Raw genomic sequence first — 13,053 nt, forward strand, 5'->3', positions numbered from 1 at the left:
CCTTGGCAAGGTGATGTTCTACCACTGAACTACTTTCGCATGGTTATTTTGTTTATTTATTTTAAAAAAATGGTGCCGGCTAAAGGAGTTGAACCCTCGACCCTCTGATTACAAATCAGATGCTCTACCAACTGAGCTAAGCCGGCTAAAAATTTTAATGGTGCGGGTGAAGGGACTTGAACCCCCACGTCTTGCGACGCTAGATCCTAAATCTAGTGCGTCTGCCAATTCCGCCACACCCGCAAATATGGCAGTTAACTGCTCATTTTAAAATGAATAGTTATGAGACATGCTGGGCTCGAACCAGCGACCCTCTGATTAAAAGTCAGATGCTCTACCAACTGAGCTAATGTCTCATGGTGGGGGTTAACGGGTTCGAACGCTGACCCTCTGCTTGTAAGGCAGATGCTCTCCCAGCTGAGCTAAACCCAAAATAAATGTTTTTATAAATAAATGAATCAATCTCGCGTGGCAACGTCCTACCCTCACAGGGGGAAACCCCCAACTACTCTCGGCGCTGAAAAGCTTAACTGCTGTGTTCGGCATGGGAACAGGTGTATCCTTCTCGCTATCGCCACCACACTTTTTTTCCGCCAACTTACGTTGCGACTCTTCGGCTGTTTCTTTCACTTTGCTCCTCATGTACATTAGTACATTCCGATGCTCGCTCAGTTACATCCTCGATTCACTTGCAATTTGTTGAAAAAATGCTTTGCTGATTCATTATTTAATTGAAAGAAATTGTTCTCTCAAAACTGGTACTGTATTAAAGTAAGTTGTTCTGTTGCCTTCTTCACCGTTTCTTTCTTGGTTAAGTCCTCGACCGATTAGTATTGGTCCGCTCCATACATCGCTGTACTTCCACTTCCAACCTATCTACCTGATCATCTCTCAGGGGTCTTACTTGCCGAAGCAATGGGAAATCTCATCTCGAGGGGGGCTTCACGCTTAGATGCTTTCAGCGTTTATCCCTTCCACACATAGCTACCCAGCGATGCTCCTGGCGGAACAACTGGTACACCAGCGGTGTGTCCATCCCGGTCCTCTCGTACTAAGGACAGCTCCTCTCAAATTTCCTGCGCCCGCGACGGATAGGGACCGAACTGTCTCACGACGTTCTGAACCCAGCTCGCGTACCGCTTTAATGGGCGAACAGCCCAACCCTTGGGACCGACTACAGCCCCAGGATGCGATGAGCCGACATCGAGGTGCCAAACCTCCCCGTCGATGTGGACTCTTGGGGGAGATAAGCCTGTTATCCCCAGGGTAGCTTTTATCCGTTGAGCGATGGCCCTTCCATGCGGAACCACCGGATCACTAAGCCCGACTTTCGTCCCTGCTCGACTTGTAGGTCTCGCAGTCAAGCTCCCTTCTGCCTTTACACTCTACGAATGATTTCCAACCATTCTGAGGGAACCTTTGGGCGCCTCCGTTACTCTTTAGGAGGCGACCGCCCCAGTCAAACTGCCCGTCTGACACTGTCTCCCGCCACGATCAGTGGCGAGGGTTAGAGTGGTCATACAGCAAGGGTAGTATCCCACCAATGCCTCCATCAAAACTGGCGTCCTGATTTCTATGGCTCCTACCTATCCTGTACAAGCTGTACAAACACTCAATATCAAACTGCAGTAAAGCTCCATGGGGTCTTTCCGTCCTGTCGCGGGTAACCTGCATCTTCACAGGTACTATAATTTCACCGAGTCTCTCGTTGAGACAGTGCCCAGATCGTTACGCCTTTCGTGCGGGTCGGAACTTACCCGACAAGGAATTTCGCTACCTTAGGACCGTTATAGTTACGGCCGCCGTTTACTGGGGCTTCAATTCTGAGCTTCGCCGAAGCTAACCCATCCTCTTAACCTTCCAGCACCGGGCAGGCGTCAGCCCCTATACGTCATCTTACGATTTTGCAGAGACCTGTGTTTTTGATAAACAGTCGCCTGGGCCTATTCACTGCGGCTGACCAATTGGTCAGCACCCCTTCTCCCGAAGTTACGGGGTCATTTTGCCGAGTTCCTTAACGAGAGTTCTCTCGCACACCTTAGGATACTCTCCTCGACTACCTGTGTCGGTTTGCGGTACGGGCAATTTCTTTCTAACTAGAAGCTTTTCTTGGCAGTGTGACATCAGAAACTTCGGTACTTAAATTTCCCTCCCCATCACAACTTGTCCTTATAGTCGCAAGCATTTAACTCACGTCAAGACTTGTTGCTTAGACGCGCATATCCATCAGCGCGCTTTTCTTAGCCTACTGCGTCCCTCCATTGTTCAAACAAAAGAAACTGGTACAGGAATATCAACCTGTTGTCCATCGCCTACGCCTATCGGCCTCGGCTTAGGTCCCGACTAACCCTGGGAGGACGAGCCTTCCCCAGGAAACCTTAGTCATACGGTGGACGGGATTCTCACCCGTCTTTCGCTACTCATACCGGCATTCTCACTTCTAAGCGCTCCACCAGTCCTCACGGTCTAGCTTCGACGCCCTTAGAACGCTCTCCTACCATAGAACCAATGGTTCTATCCACAGCTTCGGTGTACTATTTAGCCCCGGTAAATTTTCGGCGCAGGGTCACTCGACTAGTGAGCTATTACGCACTCTTTAAATGATGGCTGCTTCTGAGCCAACATCCTAGTTGTCTAAGCAACCCCACATCCTTTTCCACTTAATAGTAACTTTGGGACCTTAGCTGGTGGTCTGGGCTGTTTCCCTTTCGACTACGGATCTTATCACTCGCAGTCTGACTCCCGGATATAAATCAATGGCATTCGGAGTTTATCTGAATTCGGTAACCCTAGAAGGGCCCCTAGTCCAAACAGTGGCTCTACCTCCATGATTCTTAATTCCGAGGCTAGCCCTAAAGCTATTTCGGAGAGAACCAGCTATCTCCAAGTTCGATTGGAATTTCTCCGCTACCCACACCTCATCCCCGCATTTTTCAACATACGTGGGTTCGGTCCTCCAGTGCGTATTACCGCACCTTCAACCTGGACATGGGTAGGTCACTTGGTTTCGGGTCTACGACCACATACTCATTCGCCCTATTCAGACTCGCTTTCGCTACGGCTCCGTCTTCTCAACTTAACCTCGCATGTAATCGTAACTCGCCGGTTCATTCTACAAAAGGCACGCTATCACCCATTAACGGGCTCTAACTATTTGTAAGCACACGGTTTCAGGTACTCTTTCACTCCCCTTCCGGGGTTCTTTTCACCTTTCCCTCACGGTACTGGTTCACTATCGGTCACTAAGGAGTATTTAGCCTTGCGGGATGGTCCCCGCGGATTCCGACGGAATTTCTCGTGTTCCGCCGTACTCAGGATACACAACAGAGTGAACTTTGTTTCAAATACGGGGCTTTTACCCTCTTCGGCAGACCTTTCCAGGTCATTTCTTCTACAAAACTCATTTATGACTCTTAATGTCGTGTCCTACAACCCCAACAAGCAAGCTTGTTGGTTTGGGCTCTTCCCGTTTCGCTCGCCGCTACTCAGGGAATCGAATTTTCTTTCTCTTCCTGCAGGTACTTAGATGTTTCAGTTCTCTGCGTCTACCTCTACTAGCCTATGTATTCAGCTAGCAGTAACATTCTATAAAAAATGCTGGGTTCCCCCATTCGGAAATCTTTGGATCAAAGCTTACTTACAGCTCCCCAAAGCATATCGGAGTTAGTCCCGTCCTTCATCGGCTCTTAGTGCCAAGGCATCCACCGTGCGCCCTTATTAACTTAACCTTATTTGTTGGTACTGCTTCAGTCTTCATCGTCTTGTTCTTTCATTCACTTCTTACGTACGTTAGTACGCTTCGAGGCTCATTGCAGTTCAATCCTAGAATTCTGTTGCATTCCTGCACAAATAGTTTATGTGGAAGGTTTTATTGCTAAAACAATCCTGTTAGTTAATGTTTATTCATTATCTTACGATAAGAACTAATTAAAAAACTCATTTAAAACGCGGTGTTTCTCGGTTTCTTACTTAACTTACTTTTTTAATACAGTATCCAGTTTTCAAAGAACAAGTTTCTATCTTGAGAAGTTAGACCTCTCAAAACTGAACAAAATAAAGACGAATGTGTTGGGTTCCGTTAATTCCTTAGAAAGGAGGTGATCCAGCCGCACCTTCCGATACGGCTACCTTGTTACGACTTCACCCCAATTATCTATCCCACCTTAGACGGCTGGCTCCTAAAAGGTTACCTCACCGGCTTCGGGTGTTACAAACTCTCGTGGTGTGACGGGCGGTGTGTACAAGACCCGGGAACGTATTCACCGCGGCGTTCTGATCCGCGATTACTAGCGATTCCGGCTTCATGTAGGCGAGTTGCAGCCTACAATCCGAACTGAGAATGGCTTTAAGAGATTAGCTTGGCCTCGCGACCTTGCGACTCGTTGTACCATCCATTGTAGCACGTGTGTAGCCCAGGTCATAAGGGGCATGATGATTTGACGTCATCCCCACCTTCCTCCGGTTTGTCACCGGCAGTCTTGCTAGAGTGCCCAACTGAATGCTGGCAACTAACAATAAGGGTTGCGCTCGTTGCGGGACTTAACCCAACATCTCACGACACGAGCTGACGACAACCATGCACCACCTGTCACTTTGTCCCCGAAGGGAAAGTTCTGTCTCCAGAATGGTCAAAGGATGTCAAGACCTGGTAAGGTTCTTCGCGTTGCTTCGAATTAAACCACATGCTCCACCGCTTGTGCGGGTCCCCGTCAATTCCTTTGAGTTTCAACCTTGCGGTCGTACTCCCCAGGCGGAGTGCTTAATGCGTTAGCTGCAGCACTGAAGGGCGGAAACCCTCCAACACTTAGCACTCATCGTTTACGGCGTGGACTACCAGGGTATCTAATCCTGTTTGCTCCCCACGCTTTCGAGCCTCAGCGTCAGTTACAGACCAGAGAGTCGCCTTCGCCACTGGTGTTCCTCCACATATCTACGCATTTCACCGCTACACGTGGAATTCCACTCTCCTCTTCTGCACTCAAGTTCTCCAGTTTCCAATGACCCTCCCCGGTTGAGCCGGGGGCTTTCACATCAGACTTAAAGAACCGCCTGCGCTCGCTTTACGCCCAATAAATCCGGACAACGCTTGCCACCTACGTATTACCGCGGCTGCTGGCACGTAGTTAGCCGTGGCTTTCTGGTTAAATACCGTCAGGGGATGAGCAGTTACTCTCATCCTTATTCTTCTTTAACAACAGAGTTTTACGATCCGAAAACCTTCTTCACTCACGCGGCGTTGCTCCGTCAGACTTTCGTCCATTGCGGAAGATTCCCTACTGCTGCCTCCCGTAGGAGTCTGGGCCGTGTCTCAGTCCCAGTGTGGCCGATCACCCTCTCAGGTCGGCTACGTATCATTGCCTTGGTGAGCCATTACCTCACCAACTAGCTAATACGCCGCGGGTCCATCCATAAGTGGTAGCCGAAGCCACCTTTCCTTCAAGAATCATGCGATTCCTGAAACTATGCGGTATTAGCATCCGTTTCCGAATGTTATCCCCCTCTTATGGGCAGGTTACCCACGTGTTACTCACCCGTCCGCCACTCACTTGGTTAGAAAGCAAGCTTTCCAACTTCGTGCGTTCGACTTGCATGTATTAGGCACGCCGCCAGCGTTCGTCCTGAGCCAGGATCAAACTCTCATATAAAAGTATGATTAAGACCGAAGTCTTATGCTCATTATTTTGACTTGCTAGCGAATATTTATTCACTTTTTTGTTTGTTCGCTTCAACCTTGTTGAAGCTCCCTACACATTTGGTTCGTCTTACTTTGTTCAGTTTTCAAAGGTCTAATTTGTTTCGTTTGTTGTTTTGACAACTTCTAAATATTAACACGTGGTCAATTCGTTGTCAACAACTTTTTCAAACTTTTTTTGAATATTTGTTAATCAGATGAATATTTATTCATCTGCGTCACCCGTTTATTCAAGGCGACTCCAAAATATTATCACATAAGCTGACTTGTTGTCAACACTTAATTTAAAAAGTTTTTCAATTGTTTTGTAAGAGTTAGTCGCTCTTAACGACATCAACTACTATACCAAGTTTCTATATATTGGTCAATAGAAAAATGTTATTTTTATACATTTTTTTTACAATCCGTACATTAATTCTTTACACAACTATATCAATTCGCTTTTCTTTCAAAAAACTCTCATATTCTTTCTAAAAATCACAATGATTGTTCGTTTTTATTTATACAAATATTCATAGAGATTAAAGTCTGAAATTTGCTCTCCAGCATCATGATTATAAATTGTCTTCAAAAAATTAAAGTTCGCCTTCTTGTACATCTGATTTAGCGGTTCATTACTTGCTAAACAATCCAAACGAATTCCTGTTTTTTGATTTACTTTCCCGTATTCTTTAATCCGTTCTAACATGTCCAGTGCAATTCCTTTACCAGCAAATTCTCGAACTAAATTTAAACGATGTAAATAGAAATAGGCTTCACTATCCTCTGTTCCCCATAACTCTTGATCCCATTCACTTTGATTTTGCCACAAAATAAACATTCCCACTGGTTTATTTTCTAATGTACAGTAAAAAACTTCCCCTTTTTCAATTGCATTTGCAGTATTATGATTGTCTTTTCCTTCAAGAATTCCATTCCATTGTTTTGAACCTATTGATTTTAGCCATTTAGCCGTATCTGTCAGCATTCCTTCTATTAACTGTAATTCTTCTAGTTTTGCTTGATGTAATTTGATTTTGTTCTCCATTATCTCATCTCCATATTTTAAATTCTTCTATAATAAAACAAAAAACACCCTAAACCTTCCAAAAGAAACACATGCCAATAAGAGCATGAATTCTTTTGGTTGGATTTAGGGTATTTATTTACAATGAATTATAGGCGTTCATTAAGCTCTTTTGCTAACTCTTCAAAGCCAGGTTTGCCTAGTAGAGCAAACATATTTTTCTTATACGCTTCAACTCCTGGTTGATCAAATGGATTCACACCATTTAAATAGCCAGAAATTCCAACTGCGATTTCAAAGAAATACATCAAATAACCTAAAGTATATGCATCTGTTTCAGGAATAGTTACCAATAAGTTTGGTACTTCTCCATCTGTATGAGCTAATAACGTTCCTTGGAAAGCTTTTGTGTTTACAAAATCAATTTCTTTCCCTTGTAAATAACCTAAACCATCTAAGTCTGCTTCAGTTACTGGAATTTTAATATCATGACGCGCTTTATCTACTTTAATTACTGTTTCAAAGATATTACGTCGTCCTTCTTGAATATATTGACCCAATGAATGCAAATCTGTAGAGAAGTTTGCACTTGATGGGTAAATTCCTTTTTGATCTTTCCCTTCAGACTCGCCGAATAATTGTTTCCACCATTCAGAGAAGTATTGTAGGCTTGGTTCATAGTTAATTAATAATTCAGTTACTTTTCCTTTACGGTATAAAGCATTACGTACTGCTGCATACTGATAAGCCTCATTTTCTTCTAGTTTATCACTAGAATAAGCCTCACTTGCATCAGCTGCACCTTTCATTAGAGCATCGATATCTGCTCCACTTGCTGCGATTGGCAGCAATCCAACTGGTGTTAAAACAGAGAAACGTCCGCCAACATCATCAGGAATAATAAATGATTCATAACCTTCAGCATTAGCTTCATTTTTCAACGCGCCTTGTGCTTTATCAGTTGTTGCATAGATACGTTTTTTAGCTTCGTCTACACCATATTTTTTAACTAATAATTCTTTAAATACACGGAAGGCAATAGCTGGCTCTGTTGTTGTTCCAGATTTTGAAATGATATTAACTGAGAAATCACGCTCTCCGATAACTTCAATTAAATCATGTAAATAGCTTGAACTAATACTATTTCCAGCGAAAAAGATTTGTGGAGCTTTACGATCTTCTTTACCTAATAAATTATAGAACGAGTGATTTAAGAAATCCAATGCAGCTTTAGCACCTAGATATGAACCACCAATTCCGATAACAATTAAAATCTCAGAATCAGATTGGATTTTTTTAGCTGCTGCTTTAATTCGTGCAAATTCGTCTTTGTCATAATTTTTTGGTAAGTCAATCCAACCAAGAAAATCATTTCCTTGACCTGTTCCCTTACGTAACATATCGTCGGCTGTTGTTACTTGTTGTTGTAGATAAGCGACTTCATGTGGTTGTAAAAATTGGTCAATCTTTGAATAATCAAACTGAATGTGTGGCATTGCAAACCCTCCGAATAGTAATTTTTTGTAAAAATTTTAACTCGTTACTTCTTCTCTACTTTATTAGTTTTCCATGAAAATTGCAAGAAAAAACAGCAATTCTTTTCAGAAATTGCTGCTTTAAAAATATATTGATTAAAATTGTGGTACTCCGGAAATTTCCCAAGTAGCTAGTGCTCCACGAATCTCCTCTGTACGCTGCCATGATAAGATGTCATGATTAGGAAGTTTAAGGAGACTTTCTAAATCAGTCAGACTCTCCGTTAGCTCAAATACAAATAGGGGAATACGTGTTTCTTCAACAACTGCATTGGTTAATTCAAATAAATTTAATGAAGAGACATCAATGGTTAACTTATGTTTTAAGTCTTCTAAAATACTAGCAAGTCCAGTTCTATCTTCTACTATTTTTGCTGCTGGAAAGGTGAAGTTATTCGCTTCTCCAGATTTATTTGACACTAAAAATACTGATTTCCCATTTTCATCCATTGTCATAATTGTTCCAGCAACCCATTGTTTCTCTGTCATTTTTGTATACACCCCACACTATAATTTTGAAATATTTACATTCTGTATCATAACATATTTTTTTAAAATTAAAAGATGTTCTCTCAAAAATTCTTAATTCTGCCTTTTTTTCTCATCAGACTTCGCTTCTTCAATCCATTTAGGCATCATTTGACGTAATGACTCAAAGCCTAATTTTGCTGCTTTATCTGGACGGTTTTTTCTTTTTTTATAATGATACTGAATCACTGATTTTTGCTCTAATGAACGCATGGATAAACTTATTTTTTTGGTATACTCATCAATATCAATTACCATTACTTTAATTTCTTCACCAACTTGCAAGACTTCGTTCAAATTTTTTACAAATCCATGCTTACATTCAGAGATGTGAACAAGACCTTGTGTGTCTTTATCTAATGAAACAAAAGCACCGTAGGGTTGAATTCCGGTTACCTTGCCTTTTACAGTCATACCAATTTTATAGTTCATTTTTTCACCTCAGCTTTCCTAATCCATTCATTAACTATTCTCTCCACCATTATACCATCACTTTTTTACAAATGGTTATTTTTTATTTCTAACTTTAAATATTAATAATAAAATGAACTCCCAACTTTATTCGTTATTTTTTTGTGAAAAGCCTTTCTTTAAAGTATAATAAAAATAGATTGGCAATTTAATGAAAAGGATGTGGCGCTATGCAAGCAAATTTTGATAAGATCATTAATCGTAAAGGAACTAATTCAGTCAAATGGGACACTTTAAAGAACAATGTTAGTTCCAAGGATATTTTACCTATGTGGATTGCTGATATGGATTTTGAAACGCCAAAACCAATTCTTTCTGCTATTAAAAAAAATCTAGATGATTGCCCTGTTTTGGGTTACAGCAATCCAAGTGATTCTTTATTAGAAGCAATTATTGATTGGCAAGCAACTCATCATCAGCTAAATCTAACGAAAGATGAAATTTTATTTTCACCTGGTGTCGTTCCTAGTCTTGCCTTAATAATTACTGCATTAACCAATGCTGACGATGCCGTACTGATTCATGATCCGGTTTATGGACCATTTACAAATATGATTACCTTAAATCAACGTAAATTAATTCGCTCGGATTTAAGTATTCATGATAAGCAGTTTAAAATGGACTTTACAGATATTGAAGAAAAAATCATTGCTGAAAATGTGAAACTTTTTATCTTATGTAATCCGCACAATCCTGGTGGACGTGTTTGGACTCCAGCTGAATTAAAACAACTCGCGACAATTTGTCAAAAACATCAAGTTTTGATTATTAGCGATGAAATTCACGGAGATTTAGTTTATGCACCACACGAGTTTACCTCTTTAGCTACACTTGATCCAAGTTATCGAAAATTCGTTATTACATTAACCGCTGCAACAAAGACATTTAATATGGCAGGAATTAAAAATTCAATGATTTTTGTTCAGGATTCAGCTTTACGAACTAAAATTAGCAATGAGCAACATAAAAGTGAGCAAAATGGCATTAACACACTAGGCTATGTAGCAACTGAAGCTGCATATGTCCATGGAGAAGTCTGGCTTGAAGAATTATTGGAGTATCTTGCGGAAAATTTATCCTTAGTCACCGATTTCTTTACTAAAGAATTGCCACAAATAAAATTTTTAACACCTGAAGCAACTTATTTAATTTGGTTTGATTGTTCTTCATTAGGTTTAAGTGACGAGGAGTTAACACATTATCTAGTTTCAGTTGGTGGATTAGAGTTAAGTCCAGGAATTAGCTTTGGACCTGCTGGAAGTCAGTTTATGCGCATGAATATTGCTACACCAAGAGAGACGCTTCGTGAAGGATTACGTCGTCTCAATAATTGCTTTTGTCAAAATTCCTAAACAAAAAGCGAGTAGTTCAATTAAGCTAAATGGCCTAATTAGAATACTCGCTTTTTTAATTTATTTTTTTAATTCAGCTTCTGCCAATAATAAACATCCAGTAATACCAGCATTATCACCTAATCCTGGAGCGACGATATACTCTTCTAACGATGGAACTGCAACATAACCGGCCATTAATTTTTCAAATTCTTTCCGGATCAATGGATAAAGTTGTTCTTGCTTCATAACTCCTCCACCTAATACAATTCGTTCTGGACTTAAAATAAGGGTATAGTTCACTAATGCTTGAGCTAAATAATAGGCTTCCATCTCCCAAACATGCGCTTGATCTGCAAGTTCATGTCCTTTTTTACCATAACGCCCTTCAATAGCTGGTCCAGCTGCAATTCCCTCTAAGCAATTTCCATGATAAGGACAAAAGCCTTTATATGTTTCATCGGGATGAAGACGAACTAATAAATGTCCCATTTCTGGATGCCCATATCCTTCAAGTAATTTACCATTAATAACAGCTCCCCCACCAACTCCAGTTCCAACTGTTAAATAAATACAACTTTCTAAACCTTGTGCTGCACCCTTTTTTAATTCACCTAGTGCTGCAGCGTTTACATCTGTTGTCCAACCAACAGGTATTGGATAACGTTCCTTAACAGCACCTAAAAAGTTATAATTTGTCCATGCTACTTTTGGTGTTGTTGTAACGTAACCATAGGTATTCGATTTTTTATTTACATCAATCGGACCAAATGATCCAATCCCAATAGAAGTTAATTCAAATTGATCAAAAAACTCAAATACTTTTGCTAAAGTTTCTTCTGGAGTTGTTGTAGGTAGACTAACACGTTCTTTAATTTCAAAGTTCTCATCACTAACTGCACAAACAAATTTCGTTCCGCCAGCTTCAATTGCACCATACATCATCGTTTTAAATTCCTTTCTACTTACCTTTTATTTTCTTTCTTATTGTAGCATAAATTGAATACGATTTGATTGCGTTTTCAGAAAAAATAAAAATCTGTGCATACTGCTGAATTATTCCTACTATTTATGTAAATTAAGATAAAATAAAAAACACTTTTAGTTATTAATATAACCAAAAGTGTTTTTCTAATTAGATTAATCAGCAATTTCAATTGTTTCAATGCGAACGCCATGCACAGGTTTATCTTGCGCTCCACGTTTAACATTTTGAATATCATAAACAATGTCCATGCCTTCAATAACTTGACCGAAAACACTGTGACGGAAATCTAACCAAGGAGTTCCACCTTTTTCAGCATATGCTTCAATTACTTCTTTAGGATAACCGGAACCTTCTAATTGATCTAGCATATTCTTTGGTACTTCTGTATTTGATACAATAAAGAATTGGCTACCATTTGTATTAGGACCAGCATTCGCCATTGATAAAGCTCCATTTAGATTGAAGGCTTCTTTTGAAAATTCATCATTAAACGAATCGCCCCAAAGACTTTCGCCCCCCATACCTGTTCCAGTAGGATCGCCACCTTGAATCATGAAATCTGGAATTACACGGTGGAAGATGATACCATCATAATAACCTTTTGCAGCTAAACCTAAAAAGTTTTCTACTGTTTTTGGTGCTACTTCAGGGAAAAGTTTAATTTTAATATCTCCCATTGTTGTTTTCATTGTTACTAACTTTTCGTTTGGTGCTACTTCTGTTGTTAATTGTGAAAATTGAGTCATTTCAACAGTCCTCCTAATATTTTTGCATTTTTCTACTTTACTATCATAACTAAAACTGTTAGGATTTGCCAACTTTTTTATTTTTATTTCTTAAATCATAAAAAAATAAATCTATTTAGTGAAGTTTGAACGGTATTCGTGCTATGATAGAAGTAACAAATCTTAAGTTTTCCTAAAGGTGGCGGTTTAAATGATTTTATTTTCTAATTTCCCTTTAATTGCAGCTTTAATTGCAATTATATTTTCACAATTTATTAAAGTTCCAGTAGCCTTTTTGTTTAGAAAAAAAACTACTTGGGCACTTTCAGTTTCTACTGGTGGGATGCCTAGTTCCCATTCAGCTGGTGTAACAGCTTTGATTACTGCACTTATTCTAACTTACGGCTGGGATTCACCTTATGTTGCAATTGCGATCACATTTGGAGTGATTGTAATGTTTGATGCAATGGGCGTTCGTCGTCAGAGTGGCGAGCAAGGTTTAGTCCTTAATCAATTAATTATTGATTTGCAAAATTTGAAAATCAATTTTAATGAGAATGAGGAAAGCCCCAAACGTGAACAACAACGAGATAAACATATTAAAGAATATCTAGGTCATAAACCATTAGAAGTCTTTTTCGGTAGTTTAACGGGAATCGCTGTGGCCTATATCACCCAGATAATCTTACTTCACTTTGGCTATATTGGTTAAAAATAACTGCTAACTTTTTACAAGTTCTTATTGTTCTTGTAAAAAGTTCTTTTTATTTTATTCTT

At 40.1% G+C, this 13,053-nt stretch carries 8 protein-coding genes, 3 tRNA genes and 3 rRNA genes; 2 read left to right on the forward strand and 12 right to left on the reverse strand.

The features are described 5' to 3' along the window. Positions 1–70 precede the first annotated feature (70 nt). From BR43_RS04885 to BR43_RS04935, 10 genes are all read right to left on the reverse strand, one after another. A tRNA-Thr gene (locus BR43_RS04885) sits at positions 71–146 on the reverse strand. Positions 147–158: 12 nt separating this feature from the next. Next, positions 159–243: transfer RNA gene (locus BR43_RS04890), tRNA-Leu, on the reverse strand. A 40-nt stretch (positions 244–283) separates the two neighbouring features. Next, positions 284–356, reverse strand: a tRNA-Lys gene (locus BR43_RS04895). A 110-nt stretch (positions 357–466) separates the two neighbouring features. Next, positions 467–582 (reverse strand): 5S ribosomal RNA (gene rrf, locus BR43_RS04905). Positions 583–807: 225 nt separating this feature from the next. Continuing rightward, a 23S ribosomal RNA gene (locus tag BR43_RS04910) occupies positions 808–3,728 on the reverse strand. Positions 3,729–4,090: 362 nt separating this feature from the next. Next, positions 4,091–5,645 (reverse strand): 16S ribosomal RNA (locus BR43_RS04915). Together the 16S, 23S and 5S rRNA genes with 3 tRNA genes alongside form the textbook arrangement of a ribosomal RNA operon. A 543-nt stretch (positions 5,646–6,188) precedes the next feature. After that, positions 6,189–6,719: a GNAT family N-acetyltransferase gene (locus BR43_RS04920; RefSeq protein WP_034560041.1), complete on the reverse strand. Its 531-nt coding sequence runs from the start codon at positions 6,717–6,719 to the stop codon at positions 6,189–6,191. A gap of 128 nt (positions 6,720–6,847) precedes the next feature. Further along, a complete protein-coding gene (locus tag BR43_RS04925) occupies positions 6,848–8,194 on the reverse strand; it encodes a glucose-6-phosphate isomerase (RefSeq protein ID WP_034560042.1) in 1,347 nt (448 codons plus the stop codon). Positions 8,195–8,329: 135 nt separating this feature from the next. Beyond that, positions 8,330–8,722 (reverse strand): hypothetical protein, encoded by a 393-nt coding sequence (locus tag BR43_RS04930; RefSeq protein WP_034560043.1) that lies wholly within the window; start codon positions 8,720–8,722, stop codon positions 8,330–8,332. A 93-nt stretch (positions 8,723–8,815) separates the two neighbouring features. Then, positions 8,816–9,193, reverse strand: a complete 378-nt coding sequence (locus BR43_RS04935) for a CvfD/Ygs/GSP13 family RNA-binding post-transcriptional regulator (protein ID WP_034560044.1) — start codon at positions 9,191–9,193, stop codon at positions 8,816–8,818. A gap of 209 nt (positions 9,194–9,402) precedes the next feature. Here BR43_RS04935 and BR43_RS04940 point away from each other — a divergent pair, with 209 nt between their 5' ends. Then, positions 9,403–10,584, forward strand: coding sequence for a MalY/PatB family protein (locus BR43_RS04940; RefSeq protein WP_034560045.1), 1,182 nt, complete (start codon positions 9,403–9,405; stop codon positions 10,582–10,584). 60 nt (positions 10,585–10,644) lie between these two features. Here BR43_RS04940 and BR43_RS04945 read toward each other — a convergent pair whose 3' ends face one another. After that, complete coding sequence (locus BR43_RS04945; protein ID WP_034560046.1) at positions 10,645–11,508, reverse strand: ROK family protein; 864 nt, start codon at positions 11,506–11,508, stop codon at positions 10,645–10,647. Between the two features lie 195 nt (positions 11,509–11,703). Continuing rightward, positions 11,704–12,297 carry a peptidylprolyl isomerase gene (locus BR43_RS04950; protein ID WP_034560047.1) on the reverse strand — a complete coding sequence of 198 codons (594 nt, stop codon included), beginning with the start codon at positions 12,295–12,297 and terminating at the stop codon, positions 11,704–11,706. A gap of 190 nt (positions 12,298–12,487) precedes the next feature. Between BR43_RS04950 and BR43_RS04955 the strand changes: the two genes are divergently transcribed. Continuing rightward, a complete protein-coding gene (locus BR43_RS04955; protein ID WP_034560048.1) occupies positions 12,488–12,988 on the forward strand; it encodes a divergent PAP2 family protein in 501 nt (166 codons plus the stop codon). Positions 12,989–13,053: the final 65 nt, after the last annotated feature.

Source organism: Carnobacterium gallinarum DSM 4847 (genome assembly GCF_000744375.1).
Classification (GTDB): Bacteria; Bacillota; Bacilli; order Lactobacillales; family Carnobacteriaceae; genus Carnobacterium; species Carnobacterium gallinarum.